Origin of the sequence: Mycobacterium paraintracellulare, from assembly GCF_000276825.1 — a bacterium.
Classification (GTDB): Bacteria; Actinomycetota; Actinomycetes; order Mycobacteriales; family Mycobacteriaceae; genus Mycobacterium; species Mycobacterium intracellulare.
The window spans coordinates 4,631,066-4,649,238 of record NC_016948.1 but is presented as its reverse complement, the minus strand read 5'-3'; the positions used below and the strand labels follow the sequence as shown (position 1 = coordinate 4,649,238).

Here is an 18,173-nt window from a genome sequence, read left to right as displayed (position 1 = left end):
AACCCGGTTCGGGCCTTGGCAAGGTGGGTGGCGGGCTAGCCTGACAGCGGTATGCACACCATCGAGGCCGACTACCTGGTGGTCGGGGCGGGCGCCATGGCCATGGCGTTCATCGACGCGCTGGTCGCCGAAGCCTCAGCGGCGCAGGCCCGCGTCGTGGTGGTGGACCGCAACCACGCGCCCGGTGGGCACTGGACCATGGCCTACCCGTTCGTGCGGCTGCACCAGCCCTCGGCGTTCTACGGCGTCAACTCGCTGCCGCTGGGTGGCGACGCCATCGACCAAGTCGGTTGGAACCGGGGGCTTTACGAACTGGCCACCGCCGGCGAGATCTGCGCCTACTACGACCACATCATGCGCCGGCGGCTGCTGCCGAGCGGGCGGGTCAGCTACTTCCCGATGAGCGAATACCTCGGCGAACACCGTGGTGAAGCCCGGTTCCGCACGCTCGCCGGCGCCGACTACACCGTCCGGGTGGCGCGCCGCGTCGTCGACGCCACCTACATGCGGGTCACGGTCCCCGCGATGCGCCCGCCGCCTTATCGGGTCGCGCCCGGCATCGACTGCGTCCCGCCCGGCGACCTGCCGCGGCGCGGCGCCCACGAGCGCTACGTCATCGTCGGGGCGGGCAAGACCGGCATCGACACCTGCCTGTGGCTACTGGGCCAGGGCGTCGACCCGGATCGGCTCACCTGGATCATGCCGCGCGATTCCTGGCTGCTGGACCGCGAGACCATGCAGCCCGGCGCGTTGTTCGCCGAGAAGATCAAGGCCAGCTTCACCGCGCAACTGCGCGCCATCAACGACGCGGCGTCGGTGCGGGATCTGTTCGACCGCCTCGAAGAGGCCGGCCTGCTGCTGCGGATCGACCCGGCGATCCGTCCCGCCATGTACCGCTGCGCCACCGTCACCCGCCTCGAACTCGAGCAGCTGCGGCGGATTACCGACGTCGTGAGGATGGGGCACCTGCGGGCCATCGAGGCCGACACGATGGTCCTCGACCGGGGCGCCGTGGCGGTCAGCGGCCGCGAGCTCTATCTCGACTGCACCGCCGACGGCGCCGAAAAGCGGCTCGCCACACCGATATTCGATTCCAACCGCATCACCCTGCAGAGCGTGCGCGGCTGCCAACAGATCTTCAGCGCGGCGCTGATCGCCCACGTGGAGGCCGCGTACCGCGACGACTCGCTGAAAAACGAGCTTTGCGTGCCGCTGCCGCATCCGGACACCGACATCGACTGGCTACGGCTGGCGTGGGCCGATTACAGCAACCAGCTGCGCTGGTTCGACGACCCGGACTTGATGTCGTGGTTGTCGACGGCGCGCCTGGACCTGTTCGGTCACCTGATCGGCCACCTGCTGCCGTCCGCGTCGGCGAAGCCCCGGGTCCGCGACCGGATACTGGGCATCGCCAAGTCCGTGTTTTCCGCCACCGCCACCAAGCTCGACGAGCTGATGGCCGCCGAAGCCGCGCTCGCCGCGCGCTGACCCGTGTAACCCGAGCCGATATTGATCGGGTGAAGGAGGCATGTGGCGGCAAGAAGCGATCCCGTCGGGCCGCGACCCCTGCGCGCGGTACCCGGCGCCGGGCATGAGGCCGGCTACCCGGACTGGGAGGCCGTGTACTCCGACAACGTGGGGTGGGTGTACCGCACGCTGTTCGCGCGCGTCGGCAACCGGACCGACGCCGAAGACCTCACCGCCGAGGTGTTCCTCGCCGCGCTGCGGCCGCTGCGCCTGACCGTGAGCGTGGCCGAGGTGCGCGCCTACCTGCGGGCCACGGCCAGGACGGTGCTGGCCGCACACTGGCGCCAGACCCTGGGACGGGAGATCACCTCAATCGAGGACATCGAGCAACCGGCCGACAGCGAGGAGGCGATCAGCACCGCGCCGCAGCGGGTGGCCCGCGTCCTGGACGCCCTGCCGGATCGGTATCGCCTGATCCTGGAATCGCGCTTTCTGCGCGGCAATTCGATCAAGGAGTCGGCCGCGGAACTCGGAATCAGCGTGCCCAATGCCAAAGTGCTCCAGCACCGCGCCCTGCGGCTGGCGGCGCAGGTCAACGATGGGGGCAAGCAATGAATGCGCGGGGCTTGCGACGCTATGTCGACGATCTGTTGCGGGGGCGCCGGCCCAGGCCGTTCGCGCCCGACGACTTCGAGGCGGCGCAGCTGCGCACCGCCATCGAGCTGCGGGCCGCCCGCAGCGGGGATGACACGCCGCGCCCGGAATTCCTCGCCGATCTGCACCGTCGCATCGGCGAGCAGATGTCAGGCACGCCGCCGCGAACCCCGCCCGGGCGCACCGGCACGCGCCGCCAGGTCATCGTCGGCACGTCGGCCGCGGCGACGGCCGCGGTCGCCGCGGTTTCCCTCGATCGCGCAGTGATCTCCGGTCGCCATCGGCGACCGAGTGCCCCGGATAACGCCGCCGGGCGACTCACCCCCAACGAGGGAAGCTGGCAGCGCGTCGCCTCCAGCTCGGACGTGCCCGACGGGGCCATGCGAGCTTTCGATCTGGGTTCGGTGACCGGATTCGTCCGGCGCATCGACGGCAACGTGCACGCGATATCGGGGGTGTGCACCCATCAAGGGTGCAAGCTGTGGTTCGACGCGTCCGAAGACACCTTGCGCTGCCCCTGCCACACCACGTCGTTCTCGCCCAGCGGGCAGGTGCTCACCCACCAGTTGCCGATCGCACCAAAACCGTTGCCCGAATTGATGGTTCGTGAGGTCGACGGTGTCATCGAGGTGTTCGCCCCGGGGCGCCGCACCTGAACGGTGTAACCCGCCGCCCTATCTGTGGGCATGGATATCGCCCTGCGTCGAAGGCTTTTGGCGGCCGTGCTGGCCGCGAGCGTGATCTCATCGCCCGGCTGTGGCCGGCCGCGTCCCGTGGCGACCACCCCCGCGCCCACCACCGGGGTGTCGATCACCGCGCCAACCCCCGCAGCCGGCGCCAACCAGGTCACCATCGACGGCTTCGCTTTCGCGCCGCCGAACCTGACGGTGCCCGCCGGGACCACCGTCACCTGGACCAACCGCGACGAGGAACCCCATACGGTCGCCGCAAGTGACGGCTCATTTCACTCACCCGGCATGGGAACCGGAGCGACCTTCGCCCACACCTTCTCCGCCCCTGGGACTTTCGACTATGTCTGCTCAATTCATCCGATGATGCGCGGCACCGTGGTGGTGACGGGATGACCGGCCGCCCGGGCGACGATGCCATGACCCGGCGCCAGCTCCTCCGGCACACGGCGTGGTTCGGGGCGGCGGTCGGGTTGATCGTGGCCGGGGGCGAGGTCATCTCGCATGTCGCCGGGGAGGCGGCGGCTCAGCGCGCGCACGTCCGGCCCACCCTGCGGTTCGCCCAAATCAGCGACAGCCACCTCGGCTTCAACGGTGCGCCCAACAGGGACGTCGCGGCGACGTTCAGCGACGCGATCGACAAGGTCAACAGCCTCGGCTACACACCGGATTTCGTCATCCACACCGGCGACCTCACTCACCTTTCCAGCACCGAACAGTTCGACCAGGCGAAGCAGATGATGAGCGGTCTGAAGACGCACCACGTGTTCACCGTGCCGGGCGAGCACGACTCCGTCGACGACGCGGGACAGAAGTACCGAAACACCTTCGGCGCGGGCGCGGTTGGCGACGGCTGGTACAGCTTCGACATCGCCGGTGTGCACCTGATCGCGCTCGTCAACACGTTGAACCTGCGCAAGCTGGGCCATCTGGGGGTGGATCAGCTGGAGTTCGTCAAGAAGGACGTCGCCCATCTGCCGAGCGACACCCCGATCATCGTGTTCAGTCACATCCCCTTGTTCGCGATGTACCCCCAATGGGGCTGGGGCACCGACGACGCCGCCCAGGCGCTGAGCTACCTGCGCCGGTTCTCCTCCGTCACGTGCCTCAATGGCCATGTCCACCAGCTGTTTTCCAAAACGGAGGACAATGTGACGTTTCACAGCGGCACCGCCACCGCGTACCCGCTGCCCAGACCCGGTGACGGGCCCGCGCCCAAACCGGTGACGCTGCCGGCCGGCAAGCTGCGCGACGCATTGGGTATCCGCGAGGTCGGCTACACCACGGGAGAGTCCGCGCTGGCGCTGAAAGAGCGGGCGTTGCGGTGATCGGCGTCCTGGTGCGGCTCGGATTCGCCGCGTCGTTGGCCCTCAGCGCCGTCAGCCACGCCTACCTCTATGTCCATGGCTACCAACGCATTCCGGCCATCGGCACGGGATTCCTGGTGCAGGCCAGTGTGTCATTGGCGATCGCTCTGCTGATCGTGGCCGGCGGTCCCGCGTGGCTGCGCTGGGCCGGTGCCGCGATGGCCGCCGGATCTCTGGTCGCTTCGCGCTGTCGCGGACCGTGGGGCTTTTCGGCTTCTCCGAACGGGGCTGGGATCCGTCGCCTTATGCGGCGATCAGCGTGGCCGCCGAAGTGGTCATCCTGCTGCTGTGGTGGCGGGGTGGCCGCCTTCGGCTTTCGTGGCGTCAGACCACTTCCGTTTGAGCCGGCGCTTGAGAGCCATCGAGGGCTTTTCGATGAGGAACCAGCTCGCCGCGGCCACGGGTAGCGTCGCCGCGGCGGCGACGAGAAAGAACGCAACGGGTTGCAGACGCGCAAGCCCGCACACGGCCAAGAGTTGCTGGGTCGGGAACGCGTAGATGTAGACGCCGTAGGACAGATCCGTGCGTAGCCTCAAGCGGCTGCTCTTCAGCAAGGCTCCGGACACGATGATCGCGTAGGCCAACGGAAGGGCGGCGACCGTACGGTAATCGGGCAGCATGCTGGACGCCAGCACGATGACGACGCTCACCCCGACGAGCGGCCACCGCGCGGGGATCACCTCTCTCCATTGATAGAGGACGGCTCCGGCCGCGAACATGATCGCCGAACGCACGGCGATCTGGGGGATGGTCCATACCCCGGGGAACGTCATCGGCGGCATCGCCGTCGCCAGACCCGTAGCCACGACGAGTATTGCCGGAGAGACCCAGCGGTGATGGGCCAGGCCCGCCAAACCGACACCGGCGACGGCGAGATAGCAGATCACTTCCCAGACCAGCGACCACAGCGAACCGTTCCAGAGCCCGGAATGAGGTATCCCGCTTGGTGTTCCGCCGACATCGAGATGGACATAGGCCACCGCGCTGTTTTTCAGGACGTATTCGAGCGGCCCGCCGGAGCACACGAGCTCCCCGACCGAGCCGCCCTGGAGCGCCACGCTGAGCGGGGCGAAGGCGAACGCCGTCACGATGAGGCACGCGTAGTAGCCGGGCAGGATACGAAGGGCGCGGGCGGTCAGGTAGTCACGCACGTGCGGGTCGTCGAGCCAACTCCTGGTGATGAGGAACCCCGAGATCGCGAAGAACCCGTCCACCCCTATCGAGAACAGAAGTTGCAGCGTCGCCGCCGGTGGCATCCGGCCGGTGATGGGCCAGCAGTGCCACAGCATCACCTCGGCAGCCAGCACCAGCCGCCACGCGTTCAGCGCGTTGTTTCCCGCGTTGAAAGCTTGTCCGAGGGTCATCGGCCACCGCCCGTCGTGCACCCCCCGCTTCGCGGATATTACCGCCGTTGGAGACGACCCGGCCTAGGCGGTACCCGGGGCCTCCGTAGCCGGCCGGTCGGCCACGGCGTTGGCCGCGCTGACGGGGCCCGCCTCGTCGGAGCTGGACGGGACCGGAGCCGACCACTTGACCCGAAGCCGGCGTTTGAGGGACATCGAGGGTTTCTCGATGACGAACCAGCTGATCGCGGCGAGCGGCAGGGTGGCCGTGACCGAGGCAAGAAAGAACAGCACCGGGTGGAGGCGCGTCGCGAGTCCACAGACGGCCAGCAATTGCTGGGCCGGGAAGGCGTAAATGTAGACGCCATAGGACAAATCGGTGCGCAGCCTCAACCGTTCGCTCTTGAGCAAGGAGCCCGAGACGACGACGGCGTAGGCCAGCGGAAGCGCACCGACCACCCGGTAATCGGGCAGTAACCCGGACGCCGCCACGATCACGAGGCAGACCGCGACCAGCGACCATCGGGCGGGGATGACGTCTCGCCACTGATACATGACGGCTCCGGCCGCGAACATGATGGCCGCGCGCACCGCGAGCTGCGGAATGGTCCACACCCCGGGAAATGTCAGGGGTGGCAAGACCAACGCTCCCAGTGTTGCCACCGCCAAAACCACGGGGGATACCCAGCGACGATTGCCCAGTCCCGCCAGGCCGATAGCGGCAACGAACAAGTAGCACAGCAGTTCCCAGACCAACGACCACATCGAGCCGTTCCAGGTGTTTCCACCCGGTAGATCGTGCAGCGTTCCGTCGATCGTCGGCTGCAGGTAGGCGATCGCACTGTTTTTCAGGACGTACTCGAGCGGCGCGGTGGACCCCAGCAGCTTGGCGGCCGACCCCCCTTGAATCGCCAAGCTGAGCGGGGCGAAAACGAACGCGGTCACGATCAGACAGACGTAGAAACCGGGCAGAATGCGAAGGGCGCGGGCGGTGAGGTAGTCACGCAGGCGCGGGTCGGTGAGCCAACTCCGGGTGATCAGGAAGCCGGAGATCGCGAAAAACCCGTCCACACCCACCGAGAAGAAAAGCTGCAGAGTCGACTTGGGGGGCATGTGTCCGGTGATCGGCCACGAATGGAACAGCATCACCTCGGCCGCCAGCGCCAGCCGGAGCGCGTTGAGCGCGTTTCTTCGCGGATCGAATACCTGTCCGAGCTTCATCTGCCTCCAACCCCCGTCACGCCACGCACCATCGGCGCCATCGTATCGGCCAGAGGCCGGTGGTCGGTGACAACCGGTGAAGCCGGTCGCGCCGTCGCGTGAGTCCTTGGGCTGTGGCCACGACCGCAGCTACGCGGCGCCCGTGACCTCCGGAGGCAGCACCATCGCCGCTTCGCGGGCACCCGCCGCTTTTCGTTTGATGCGCGCCTTCAGGGACCTCGCCGGCTTTTCGACAAGGAACCAGCTCGCCGCGGCCAGCGGCAGTGTCGCCGCCGCCACGGTGAGGCAGAACACGAACGGATTGAGGCTGAGCAAGCCGAGGACCGCCAAAAGCTGCTGCATCGGGTACGCGTAGATGTACATGCCGTAGGACACGTCGGTGCGTAATCTCAAGCGTTTGTTGTGCAGCAGGGAGCCGGAGACGACCACGGCATACGCCAGGGGGACGGCGGCCACCACCCGGTAATCCGGCAGCTGGCCGGCCAGCAACACGATGACCACGCTCACCGCGACCAGCGACCACCGCGCGGGAATGACATCGCGCCATTGGTACAGCAGCGCTCCCGCCGCAAACATGATTGCGGCGCGGCACGCCAGGAAGACGATGACGATGCCCACGTTGCCGGTCGGACGATTGAACACCTCGGGGAAGGTGACCGGTGGCATCATCGAGGCCCCGATCGCCGCGACCACCAAAATGGCCGGGGAAACCCACCGGCGGTTGGCGAGTCCGGCGACGCCGATGATCGCGACGACGAGATAGCACATCACTTCCCAGAACAACGACCACAGCGACGCGTTCCAGATGCCCGCGTTGGGAATGTCGTGCGGGGTGCCGCCGACGTCGGGCTTGAGCCACATCACCGCGATGTTCTTGAGGACATATTCGAACGGGGCGAACGAGAACAGCAGCCTGGCCGCGGAGCCGCCCTGGATCGCCACGCTCAGCGGGGCGAAGACGAACGCCGTCACGATCATGCAGACGTAGAAGCCGGGCAGGATGCGAAGCGCCCGCGCGGCCAGGTACGCGCGCAGCCGCGGGTTGCTGATCCAACTCGCGGTGATGAGAAAGCCCGAGATCGCGAAGAATCCGTCGACGCCGACGCAGAGCAGCAGCTGAAGAACCGCCCGCACCGAAGGCAGATGACCCCGGACCGGGTAGGTGTGCCAGAAGATGACCTCGCCCGCGAGCGCTAACCGCCATGCGTTGAGCGCATTGCTTCGCGGATCGAACACCTGCCCGAGTTTCATCGGCGCAATCCTAGCGCCACCGAATCCTGAATTGGGCCGGTTTACGGTACTGGTCCAATTCGGCGACCGCAATGGGAACGTTAATAGATATGCGTCTAATAGGCAGCTCAGGCGGTGCAAATGATTTTGCGCGCCGCGCGCGTCAACAATGGTGCGGGATAACGCACATCGCCTCAGATGGGCATGCCGATCACCCGCGTCAATTCGTGGGCTTTGCCCGCAAACCCTCGACGAACGCGTTCGTCTCCTCCCACGTGGGGAGTAGGCCGGAGGCGCGTACGTCGTCGAGGCTGGGGGCCGCCGCGTCGCGGTCGGACAGGGTGGGCGGCGCGCCGTCCACCAGCGGCCAATCGATCCCCAGCGCCGGATCGGTTGCGCAAATGGTGTGTTCGCGTTGCGGGTTGTATTCCGCCGAGCACAAGTACATCACCGTCGAATTGTCTTGCAGCGCCAGGAAACCGTGTCCGAGGCCCTCGGAGAGGTAGATCGTCCTGTGCTCGGTGTCGTCGAGCAGCACCGAGTCCCACTGACCGAATGTCGGTGAGCCCACCCGGATGTCGACGACGACGTCGAATACCGCCCCGCGCACGCAGGTCACGTACTTGGCCTGGCTCGGCGGTACCTGGGCGAAGTGCAGGCCGCGCAGCACGCCGGCCGATGACACCGAGCAATTGGCCTGCCGAACATCCAACCGGTGACCGGCGAAGGACCTGAATCCCTTGTCGGTCAGCCATTCGAAGAAATGACCCCGCGAATCGCCATGAACGGCGGGGGTGATCTCCCAGGCGCCGGGAACTTTCAGCTCGCGAACTTCCACGTCACTGCCCACGTTCTTCGTAGCGGGCTTCGGAGGCGTCCTTCAACGGGCGCCACCATGATTCGTTCGCGCGGTACCAGTCGATGGTCTCACGCAGCCCCTCCTCGAAGTCGGTATGCTTTGGCGCCCAACACAATTCGTCGTACAGCGTCGATGGGTCGATCGCGTAGCGCAGGTCGTGGCCGGCGCGATCGGTGACATGGTCGAAGTCGTCGGGTTCGCGGCCCATCATCTGCAGCAGCGTCCGCAACACGGTCAGGTTGTCGCGCTCGCCCTCGGAGCTGATCAAATACGTCCGGCCGATCTCGCCGGATTCCAGGATGCGCCGCACCGCGCTGTTGTGGTCGTCGACGTGGATCCAGTCCCGGACGTTGGCGCCGGCGCCGTAGAGCTTGGGTCGCCGCCCGGTGAGCACGTTGGTGATCTGCCGCGGGATGAACTTCTCGACGTGCTGATACGGCCCGTAGTTGTTGGAGCAGTTCGAGATCGTCGCGCGCACCCCGTATGACCGCACCCAGGCCCGCACCAGCATGTCGGCGGCGGCCTTGGTCGCCGAATAGGGGCTGGACGGGTTGTACGGCGTCGCCTCGGTGAACCGCTGGGGGTCGTCGAGCTCCAGGTCGCCGTAGACCTCGTCGGTCGAGATGTGGTGCAGCCGCACGCCGTAACGCCGCACCGCTTCGAGGATGGTGAAGGTGCCGACCACGTTGGTGTGCAGGAACGGCTCGGGGCCCTCCAGCGCATTGTCGACGTGGCTCTCCGCGGCGAAGTGCACCACGGCGTCGGATTCGGCGACCAGCCGCGACACCAGTTCGGCATCGGTGATGTCGCCGACCACCAGCTCGATGGCGTCCTCGACGCCGGCCAGTGACTCGCGCCGGCCCGCATAGGTCAGGGCGTCGAGCACGGTCACGGAGTCCTCGGGGTGCTCGCGAACGGTGCTGTGCACGAAATTGGCGCCGATGAAACCAGCGCCGCCGGTGACCAGTAACCGCATGCCCCAAACCCTAACCGAGCCGATGGGTCAGTTTGCGGCAGTTAGCCCCAGAGCGCCGGCCAATTCGGTCAGCGCAGGTAGCAGGGTTTCTTCGGAATAGCCGCCCAGCACCTGGATGGCCACGTGGTCGGCTCCGGCGTCCAGGTGCTCGCGCAGCCGGCCCGCGATCGCCTCCGGGGTGCCGTGGGCGACCACCGCGTCGATCAGCCGGTCGCTGCCGGGCGTGCGCACATCGGCTTCGGTGAACCCCAGCCGCAGCCAATTGTTCACGTAGTTGCTCAGGCCCAGATAATGCTCGACGGTCTGGCGGCCGATCTCGCGGGCCTGTTCGGCGTCCGTGCTCAGCACCACCTTGTGCTCGGGCGCCAAATACACTGCCCCGCCGAGCAACTCGCGTGCCTTGGCCGTGTGTTCCGGGGTGGTCAGGTAGGGATGTGCGCCGGCGCTGCGTCGCGCGGCGAGCCGCAGCACCCGCGGCCCGAGCGCGGCGACCACCCGGCGGCTGGTCGGCACCAGCGCCGCGTCGAGTTCGTCGAGGTAGGAGACCAGGGCGTCGTACGGTTTGACGTACTCTCCGGTGTGCTCGGGGTGGCCGACCCCGACGCCGAGCAAAAACCTTCCCGGGTGGTGAGTTTCGATGCGGCGGAACGACTCGGCGACGGCCGCGGCGGGCGCCGACCAGATGTTGACGATTCCGGTGGCCAGCTGCAGCGACGTCGTGCGCGCCAGGGCCGGTTCGACCCAGGACAACTCGGCGTCCGGCGAGCCGCCGATCCAGGCGGCGCCGTAGCCCAGCGATTCGATCTGCGCCGCCAACTCGGGCTCGATGGATCGCGTCGGCAGCCACACGCCGAACTGGCCCAGGTCGGGCTTGAGCGAAACTCCCTCGATCATCCAGCTCCCCCTGCCGGTCGTCAGGACGGATTCAGTCCCAGTGGCCCCGCCAGTTCGGCCAGCGCCGAGACCAGGTTTTCATCCTTGGTCAGGACCTGCACCGGGACGTGGTCGGCGCCGGCCTCGAGGTGCTCGGTGAGCCGCGCCGCGATCTGGTCCACGGTGCCATAGGCCACCACCGCGTCCACCAGCCGGTCGCTGCCCGGCCGGGTGACCTCGTCCTCGCCGAAACCCAGCCGCTTCCAGTTGTTTCGGTAGTTGGCGAGATTGAAATAGACGTCGAGCGCCTTGCGGCCGACCGCCCGCGCCTTCTCGGCGTCGGTGGTCAGGATCGCCTTGTGCTCGGGGGCCAGGAACGCCGACGGGCCGATGATCTCGCGGGCCCGCGCGGTGTGTTCCGGCGTGGTCAGGTACGGGTGTGCCCCGGCGGAGCGCTCCGCGGACAGCTTGAGCACGCGCGGCCCGAGCGCGGCGACGACCCGGCGGTTGGCGGGCACCCCGTAGTCGTCGAGCTGCTTCAGGTAGTCCACCAGGGCGTCGTAGGGCTTGCGGTACTCGGTATGAGCCTCGGGATGGCCGACGCCGATGCCGAGCAGGAAGCGGCCCGGGTACGCCTTGTCGATGCGGTGGAAGGACTCGGCGACCGGCTTGGCGGCCGCGGTCCAGATGTTGACGATGCCGGTGCCCACCTGAAGCGTCGTCGTGGCTTCCAGGAGGGGTTCGACCCAGGACAGCTCGGCGGGAGGCGACCCGCCGACCCAGACGGCCCCGTAGCCCAGCGCCTCGATGTCCTTGGCCTGCTGGGGTGTGACGCCGCGTCCGAACGATCCGAACCGGCCGAGATCGGGCTTGCTTGCTGCATCGGTCATGGTCTTCCCAACCGGGCGCGGTGCGGCCCTATTCCAGTCCTATTCCGGGGTCGTGACGTTTTCTTCCGGGCCGTCGAGGTCGGGGGCGACGTCGGCGGCGGGCGGTTGCAGCGGCAGCAGCACGATGAATCGGGTGTCGCCGGGCGCCGATTCCACCCGCAGGTCCCCGCGATGCTTCTTGACCACGATGTTGAACGCCAGATCCAGGCCCAGGCCGGTACCCTCGCCGAACGGCTTGGTGGTGAAGAACGGCTCGAAGATGTGCTCCCGCACGTCCTCGAGTATGCCCGGGCCGGTGTCGCAGATCTCGACGCGGGCCATGTGCTCGCCTTCCCGGCAGGTGCGGATGGTCAGCGTGCCGCCGGTATCGCGCATCGCGGCGATCGCGTTGTCGATGATGTTGGTCCACACTTGATTGAGATCACCCGGATAGCAAGGGATTTCGGGAAGCGACTGGTCGAAGTCCTTGACCACGGCGATGGCGTGCGAGTTTTTGCCGCCGTCCTTGGTCAGCCGGTCGGCGAACATCACCAGCGTGCTGCGCAGCAGCTCGTGCACGTTGGTCACCTGGAACGGCGCGCGATCCAGCTGCGAATACTGTTTGGCGTCGGCGACCAGGGCCGAAATCCGTTTGCTCGCTTCGAGGATCTGGTTCATCAGCAGTTCGCTCTCGATGGTGTAGTTGATCCACCGGATCGCCTGCTCCGCCGATGTCGACGCGAGCTCCTCGCTGACCGCGGAAATCCGCTCCAGCCAATCGGTGTCGATGCCGCCCTCGACGAACGTCGGCGCGATGTCCCAGCCGCCGTCGATGCCGTGGGCTTCCAGCCAGTCGCCGACGGCGTCCTCGCGGTCGGCGGTCTCCAGCGCACTCAGATGCTGCGAGGCGGACTTGGCGACCTGCTCGGCGACCCTCTCCTGCAGCCGGACCAGGGCGCTGAGCGCCTCGGGGGAGACGGTGCCGTCGGCGAGCATCGCCAGCTTGTGCCGCATGCTGGCCACCCGTTCGCGCAGATCCGACGCGGCCCGCGAGATCGCCGCGGCCGGGTTGTTGAGCTGGTGGGTCAGCCCGGCCGACAGCCGGCCCAGCGCCAGCAGCTTCTCCCGGTTGTCGATGATGCGGCGGGTCCGGTCGGTGCCGACGGCGATGCCGTCGAGCAGGTGGACGGCCATCGGGAACTGGTCGCGCATGAATTGGGCGAACACCGGGGCGTCCATCACGAAGAACCGCGACGGCCGGGTCACGTGCACCGAGGCGTCGTAGCTCTTCTGCTTTCCGCCGGTGAACGCCCGCCAGGCCCCGCAGTACACGCCGCGCTGCGAGGTGCGGTTGGTCTCGATGTCCTGGCCGCCGGAGAGCTTGGACATCATCAGCTCGCCCTCGATCAGCACGTAGAAGCAGGTCGCCGGTTCGCCTTCGACGCAGATCGGGCCCGGTTCGTAGGTTTCGATGTGGCCCGCCGCGCACAGCACCGCAAGCTGCTCGTCGGTGAGCGCCTCGAACAGAAACAGGCTGCGCAGCTCGTCGGGCTCGCAGGGGACCTTGATCGATTCGGCGCCGGTCATGATTCGGCCAGGTAGCGGTGGACCAGCATCACGGCCATCGACCCTTCGCCGACGGCGGCCGCGACCCGCTTGGCCGACGTCGAGCGGACGTCGCCGGTGGCGAAGACCCCCGGCACGCTGGTTTCGAGCTGATGCGGCGGGCGGTCCAGCGTCCAGCCGCACACGTTGCGCAGGTCGGGGCCGGTCAGGATGAAACCGTGGTCGTCTCGGGCCAGCACCCCGTCCAGCCAGTCGGTGCGCGGGGCGGCCCCGATGAAGATGAACATCCGGCCGCAGGTGACGTCCTCGGTCTCGCCGGTCCGGTTGTTGACCAGGCTCAGCTGCTCGAGGTGGCCGTCGCCGGTGGCGCGCTGCACCTCGGTGCAGGTCAGCACGTTGATCTTGGGGTTGGCCTCGATCTGCTGGATCAGGTAGTAGGACATCGACGCCTCCAGGGAGGGGGCGCGCACCACGATGTTGACCGATTTGGCCGTGCGCGACAGGTACATGGCGGCCTGCCCGGCCGAGTTGGCCCCGCCGATCACGTAGACCTCTTCGTCTTCGCACTCCGCGGCGATGGAGACCGCCGCCCCGTAGTAGATGCCGCAGCCGGTCAGCTCGGCGCACCCTTCGGCGTCCAGCTGGCGGTAGGCGACGCCGGTGGCCAGGATGACCGCGTGAGCGTCGATCGAGCCGCCGTCGGCGAAGCGCACGGTGCGCTTGGACCCGTTCACCTCGAGGGCGGTCGCCTTGCGGGCGGTGATCAATTCGGCGCCGAACTTCTCGGCCTGGCGGCGGGCGCGGTCGGCCAGCTGGCCGCCCGAAACCCCGTCCGGGAAGCCCAGGTAGTTCTCGATGCGCGAGCTCTGCCCGGCCTGACCGCCCGTCGCGATGTGTTCGATGAGCACCGTGCGCAGGCCCTCGGAGGCGCCGTACACCGCGGCGGCCAGGCCCGCGGGCCCGCCGCCGACCACGATCAGGTCGTAGAACTCCTGCGACGGCGTGGTGGTCAGGCCCAGGGTCTCGGCCAGCTGCGCGTCCGTGGGTTCGACGAGGGTGTCGCCGCGCTGGGTGACCACCACCGGCAGCCGCAGTCCGTCCTCGCCCGCCGCGTTGAGCAGCCGCTCGCCGGCGGGCTCGTCGGCCATGAACCAGGTGTAGTAGAGGCCGTTGCGGGCCAGGAAGTCGCGCACCTGCCAGGACCGCGCCGACCAGCGGTGGCCGATCACCTTGGTGTGCGGGACGGGGTGCTCGGGGGCGGCCCGCCAGGCGTCCAGCAACCCGTCGATGACGGGGTAGAACTTCTCCTCGGGCGGGTCCCACGGCTTGAGCAGGTAGTGGTCCAGGTCGACGACGTTGATCGCGTCGATGGCGGCGTGCGTGTCGGCGTAGGCGGTCAGCAACACGCGGCGCGCCGCCGGATACAGGTCCATCGCCTGCTCGAGGAACTCGATGCCGCTCATCTGCGGCATCCGGTAGTCGGCGATGAGCAGCGCGACCGTCTCGCCGCGCAGTTTGAGCTCCTTGAGGGTGCCCAGCGCGTCGGGCCCCGACTCCGCGCGCACGATCCGGTGGTCCTCGCCGTAATGACGACGCAGGTCGCGCGCGACCGCCCGCGAAACCGAGGGGTCGTCGTCGACGGTGAGCATGACGGGCTTGCGCTGGCTTGAGGGGTTGGTCATCGGCGTTAAGTATGCGCTCGTCAGCGGGCGTGTGGGAGGTCGAGCGGGCGGCCCGCCTTCCGCCGACAGCGATTTTGGTGGACGCCGATGACCAGGTATCGTGGAACGACGGTGCGGCATCCGCGCCGACTTTCGGTGTGTCCAGTCCTAGGAATTTCCTGTCACCGGCTCACGTTACAAGTCGGTGCGCCATGTCGCGCCGATCTGGGCGCAGACGCGAACGAGACTAAACGATGAGGATTGTTAACTAGTTATGGCCAAGAAAGACGGCGCCATCGAGGTCGAAGGCCGCGTGGTCGAGCCGCTGCCCAATGCGATGTTCCGCATTGAGCTGGAGAACGGTCACAAGGTGCTTGCCCACATCAGTGGCAAGATGCGGCAGCACTACATCCGCATCCTGCCCGAGGACCGGGTGGTGGTGGAGTTGTCTCCCTACGACCTGTCCCGGGGCCGCATCGTGTACCGGTACAAGTAACAAGCCCGATCAGAACAACCTACGAACGACACAGAACAGGATCGAACAGCCGTGAAGGTGAACCCGAGCGTCAAGCCAATCTGTGACAAGTGCAGGGTGATCCGTCGGCACGGGCGGGTCATGGTGATCTGCTCCGATCCGCGCCACAAGCAGCGCCAAGGCTGAGCCAGGCGCCCCGCGGTACCAACACAACTGAATGCAGACCTCCCAGCACCACTGAGCGAATACGTCGCTCATCCACGCCCGGACGGAGGCCGGGCCCCGGATAGATCGGGAACGGGCTGGGATCAGACCTCCGCCGAGAAAAAGAGGAAACGCCACCTATGGCTCGACTAGTAGGCGTCGATCTGCCGCGTGACAAGCGGATGGAGATCGCGCTGACGTACATCTTCGGCGTCGGCCGGACCCGTTCGAACGAGATTCTCGAAGCGACCGGGATCGACAAGAACCTGCGCACCAGGGACCTCACCGACGACCAGCTGACCCACCTGCGCGACTACATCGAAGCCAACCTGAAGGTGGAGGGTGACCTGCGCCGCGAGGTCCAGGCCGACATCCGCCGCAAGATCGAGATCGGCTGCTACCAGGGCCTGCGGCACCGCCGCGGCCTGCCGGTGCGCGGCCAGCGGACCAAGACCAACGCGCGCACCCGCAAGGGCCCCAAGCGCACCATCGCCGGCAAGAAGAAGGCCAGGTAACCCCCCATGCCACCAGCCAAGAAGGCAGCGTCCGCCCCCAAGAAGGGGCAGAAGACCCGTCGCCGGGAAAAGAAGAACGTCCCGCACGGCGCCGCCCACATCAAGAGCACGTTCAACAACACGATCGTGACGATCACCGACCCGCAGGGCAACGTCATCGCCTGGGCGTCGTCGGGTCACGTCGGGTTCAAGGGCTCGCGGAAGTCGACGCCGTTCGCCGCGCAGCTGGCCGCCGAGAACGCGGCCCGCAAGGCGCAGGAGCACGGCGTCAAGAAGGTCGACGTGTTCGTCAAGGGACCGGGCTCGGGCCGGGAGACCGCGATCCGGTCGCTGCAGGCCGCCGGACTGGAGGTCGGCGCGATCTCCGACGTCACCCCCCAGCCGCACAACGGCGTTCGCCCCCCGAAGCGCAGAAGGGTCTAGGAGATACTCATGGCTCGTTACACCGGACCCGTCACCCGCAAGTCGCGCCGGCTGCGCACCGACCTCGTCGGTGGCGACCAGGCGTTCGAGAAGCGCCCCTACCCGCCCGGCCAGCACGGCCGCGCGCGGATCAAGGAAAGCGAATACCTGCTGCAGCTGCAGGAGAAGCAGAAGGCCCGCTTCACCTACGGCGTGATGGAAAAGCAGTTCCGCCGCTACTACGAAGAGGCCGTGCGGCAGCCCGGCAAGACGGGTGAAGAGCTGCTGCGGATCCTGGAAAGCCGGCTCGACAACGTCGTCTACCGCGCCGGACTGGCGCGCACCCGCCGGATGGCACGCCAGCTGGTCAGCCACGGACACTTCAGCGTCAACGGCGTGCACGTCAACGTCCCCAGCTACCGGGTGTCGCAGTATGACATCATCGACGTGCGGGACTCCTCGCTGAACACCGTGCCGTTCCAGATCGCGCGGGAGACGGCGGGCGACCGGCCGATCCCGAGCTGGCTGCAGGTCGTGGGGGAGCGTCAGCGCATCCTCGTCCACCAGCTGCCCGAGCGGGCACAGATCGACGTCCCACTCACCGAGCAGCTCATCGTCGAGTTCTACTCGAAGTAAGTGACTTTCGGGCCGGCCGGCCCGAAAACCCAACGGCATCAAATAGCGGGTGCCGAGAAGGAGAAGAAGAAACACCATGCTGATCTCTCAGCGACCCACACTGTCGGAGGAAGTCCTCACCGACAACCGCTCCCAGTTCGTCATCGAGCCGCTGGAGCCCGGATTCGGTTACACCCTGGGCAATTCGCTGCGCCGGACGCTGCTGTCCTCGATTCCGGGTGCGGCCGTCACCAGCATCCGCATTGACGGCGTGCTGCACGAGTTCACCACCGTGCCCGGCGTCAAGGAAGACGTCACCGCGATCATCCTGAACCTCAAGAGCCTGGTGGTGTCCTCCGAGGAGGACGAGCCCGTCACGATGTACCTGCGCAAGCAGGGTCCGGGCGAGGTCACCGCGGGCGATATCGTGCCCCCCGCCGGTGTCACGGTGCACAACCCCGACCTGCACATCGCGACGCTGAACGACAAGGGCAAGCTCGAGGTCGAGCTGGTCGTCGAGCGGGGCCGTGGCTACGTGCCGGCCGTTCAGAACCGGGCTTCAGGCGCCGAAATCGGCCGCATCCCAGTCGATTCCATCTACTCGCCGGTGCTCAAGGTCACCTACAAGGTGGACGCCACCCGTGTCGAGCAGCGCACCGACTTCGACAAGCTGATCCTCGATGTCGAGACCAAGAGTTCGATCAACCCCCGCGATGCGCTGGCGTCCGCGGGCAAGACCCTGGTCGAATTGTTCGGTCTGGCACGCGAACTCAACGTCGAGGCCGAGGGCATCGAGATCGGGCCGTCGCCGGCGGAGGCCGACCACATCGCGTCGTTCGCGCTGCCGATCGACGACCTGGACCTGACGGTGCGGTCCTACAACTGCCTCAAGCGCGAGGGCGTGCACACCGTCGGCGAGCTGGTGTCGCGCACCGAGTCCGACCTGCTGGACATCCGCAACTTCGGTCAGAAGTCCATCGACGAGGTGAAGGTCAAGCTGCACCAGCTGGGCCTGTCGCTCAAGGACAGCCCGGCGAGCTTCGACCCCTCGCAGGTCGCGGGCTACGACGTCGCCACCGGCACCTGGTCCACCGAGGCCGCCTACGACGACCAGGACTACGCGGAAACCGAACAGCTGTAGCAGTTCCGTCCCGGTCCTACCTGATACGGGGACCGGCCCCAATTAG

20 protein-coding genes and 1 pseudogene are annotated in these 18,173 nt (G+C 67.3%); 12 read left to right on the top strand and 9 right to left on the bottom strand.

Annotation, left to right across the window (positions count from 1 at the left end; genetic code table 11):
• Positions 1–51 precede the first annotated feature (51 nt).
• The 6 genes and pseudogenes from OCQ_RS21540 (at position 52) to OCQ_RS27145 (ending at position 4,520) form a co-directional block, all read left to right on the top strand.
• Positions 52–1,488, top strand: coding sequence for a hypothetical protein (locus tag OCQ_RS21540; protein WP_014385786.1), 1,437 nt, complete (start codon positions 52–54; stop codon positions 1,486–1,488).
• A 42-nt stretch (positions 1,489–1,530) separates the two neighbouring features.
• Entirely contained in the window at positions 1,531–2,082 is a 552-nt protein-coding gene (locus tag OCQ_RS21535; protein WP_014385785.1) for an RNA polymerase sigma factor, read from the top strand.
• Positions 2,079–2,777 (top strand): Rieske (2Fe-2S) protein, encoded by a 699-nt coding sequence (locus OCQ_RS21530; RefSeq protein WP_014385784.1) that lies wholly within the window; start codon positions 2,079–2,081, stop codon positions 2,775–2,777. Before OCQ_RS21535 ends, OCQ_RS21530 begins: the two co-directional genes overlap by 4 nt.
• Before the next feature lie 30 nt (positions 2,778–2,807).
• A complete protein-coding gene (locus OCQ_RS21525; protein WP_041785204.1) occupies positions 2,808–3,206 on the top strand; it encodes a cupredoxin domain-containing protein in 399 nt (132 codons plus the stop codon).
• Positions 3,203–4,138 carry a metallophosphoesterase family protein gene (locus OCQ_RS21520; RefSeq protein WP_014385782.1) on the top strand — a complete coding sequence of 312 codons (936 nt, stop codon included), beginning with the start codon at positions 3,203–3,205 and terminating at the stop codon, positions 4,136–4,138. Before OCQ_RS21525 ends, OCQ_RS21520 begins: the two co-directional genes overlap by 4 nt.
• Positions 4,135–4,520: pseudogene (locus OCQ_RS27145) on the top strand (hypothetical protein). The gene OCQ_RS21520 and the pseudogene OCQ_RS27145 overlap by 4 nt, the downstream one beginning before the upstream one ends.
• Here the strand turns inward: OCQ_RS27145 and OCQ_RS21515 are convergent.
• The 9 genes from OCQ_RS21515 to OCQ_RS21475 all read right to left on the bottom strand — a co-directional run bounded on the left by OCQ_RS21515 (position 4,453) and on the right by OCQ_RS21475 (position 14,796).
• The gene (locus tag OCQ_RS21515) at positions 4,453–5,541 is read right to left on the bottom strand and encodes an acyltransferase family protein (protein WP_041785798.1); all 1,089 of its coding nucleotides are present in this window, start codon (positions 5,539–5,541) and stop codon (positions 4,453–4,455) included. The pseudogene OCQ_RS27145 and the gene OCQ_RS21515 sit on opposite strands and share 68 nt — an antisense overlap.
• A 63-nt stretch (positions 5,542–5,604) precedes the next feature.
• Entirely contained in the window at positions 5,605–6,741 is a 1,137-nt protein-coding gene (locus OCQ_RS21510) for an acyltransferase family protein (RefSeq protein ID WP_014385780.1), read from the bottom strand.
• A gap of 129 nt (positions 6,742–6,870) precedes the next feature.
• On the bottom strand, positions 6,871–7,992 hold the full coding sequence (locus tag OCQ_RS21505) for an acyltransferase family protein (protein WP_014385779.1): 1,122 nt from the start codon (positions 7,990–7,992) through the stop codon (positions 6,871–6,873).
• Positions 7,993–8,191: 199 nt separating this feature from the next.
• Positions 8,192–8,809 carry a dTDP-4-dehydrorhamnose 3,5-epimerase gene (gene rfbC / locus OCQ_RS21500; protein ID WP_036459800.1) on the bottom strand — a complete coding sequence of 206 codons (618 nt, stop codon included), beginning with the start codon at positions 8,807–8,809 and terminating at the stop codon, positions 8,192–8,194.
• A gap of 1 nt (position 8,810) precedes the next feature.
• A complete protein-coding gene (rfbB, locus tag OCQ_RS21495; protein WP_014381085.1) occupies positions 8,811–9,806 on the bottom strand; it encodes a dTDP-glucose 4,6-dehydratase in 996 nt (331 codons plus the stop codon).
• Between the two features lie 27 nt (positions 9,807–9,833).
• Positions 9,834–10,700, bottom strand: coding sequence for an LLM class F420-dependent oxidoreductase (locus tag OCQ_RS21490; RefSeq protein WP_014385778.1), 867 nt, complete (start codon positions 10,698–10,700; stop codon positions 9,834–9,836).
• 20 nt (positions 10,701–10,720) lie between these two features.
• Positions 10,721–11,569 carry an LLM class F420-dependent oxidoreductase gene (locus OCQ_RS21485; RefSeq protein WP_014381083.1) on the bottom strand — a complete coding sequence of 283 codons (849 nt, stop codon included), beginning with the start codon at positions 11,567–11,569 and terminating at the stop codon, positions 10,721–10,723.
• Positions 11,570–11,608: 39 nt separating this feature from the next.
• Positions 11,609–13,135, bottom strand: a complete 1,527-nt coding sequence (locus tag OCQ_RS21480) for an ATP-binding protein (protein WP_014385777.1) — start codon at positions 13,133–13,135, stop codon at positions 11,609–11,611.
• Positions 13,132–14,796, bottom strand: coding sequence for an FAD-dependent oxidoreductase (locus OCQ_RS21475; RefSeq protein WP_014385776.1), 1,665 nt, complete (start codon positions 14,794–14,796; stop codon positions 13,132–13,134). The genes OCQ_RS21480 and OCQ_RS21475 overlap by 4 nt, the downstream gene beginning before the upstream one ends.
• Before the next feature lie 253 nt (positions 14,797–15,049).
• On the opposite strand from OCQ_RS21475, the gene infA reads away from it, so the two are divergent.
• The 6 genes from infA (at position 15,050) to OCQ_RS21450 (ending at position 18,127) form a co-directional block, all read left to right on the top strand.
• A complete protein-coding gene (gene infA, locus OCQ_RS21470) occupies positions 15,050–15,271 on the top strand; it encodes a translation initiation factor IF-1 (RefSeq protein WP_003418601.1) in 222 nt (73 codons plus the stop codon).
• A 51-nt stretch (positions 15,272–15,322) separates the two neighbouring features.
• The gene (gene rpmJ, locus OCQ_RS26295; protein ID WP_003879483.1) at positions 15,323–15,436 is read left to right on the top strand and encodes a 50S ribosomal protein L36; all 114 of its coding nucleotides are present in this window, start codon (positions 15,323–15,325) and stop codon (positions 15,434–15,436) included.
• Positions 15,437–15,594: 158 nt separating this feature from the next.
• The gene (gene rpsM / locus OCQ_RS21465) at positions 15,595–15,969 is read left to right on the top strand and encodes a 30S ribosomal protein S13 (protein ID WP_008260257.1); all 375 of its coding nucleotides are present in this window, start codon (positions 15,595–15,597) and stop codon (positions 15,967–15,969) included.
• 6 nt (positions 15,970–15,975) lie between these two features.
• Positions 15,976–16,392 carry a 30S ribosomal protein S11 gene (rpsK, locus tag OCQ_RS21460; RefSeq protein WP_008260256.1) on the top strand — a complete coding sequence of 139 codons (417 nt, stop codon included), beginning with the start codon at positions 15,976–15,978 and terminating at the stop codon, positions 16,390–16,392.
• Between the two features lie 9 nt (positions 16,393–16,401).
• A complete protein-coding gene (rpsD, locus tag OCQ_RS21455; RefSeq protein ID WP_009952905.1) occupies positions 16,402–17,007 on the top strand; it encodes a 30S ribosomal protein S4 in 606 nt (201 codons plus the stop codon).
• Positions 17,008–17,083: 76 nt separating this feature from the next.
• The gene (locus OCQ_RS21450; RefSeq protein ID WP_008260253.1) at positions 17,084–18,127 is read left to right on the top strand and encodes a DNA-directed RNA polymerase subunit alpha; all 1,044 of its coding nucleotides are present in this window, start codon (positions 17,084–17,086) and stop codon (positions 18,125–18,127) included.
• Positions 18,128–18,173: the final 46 nt, after the last annotated feature.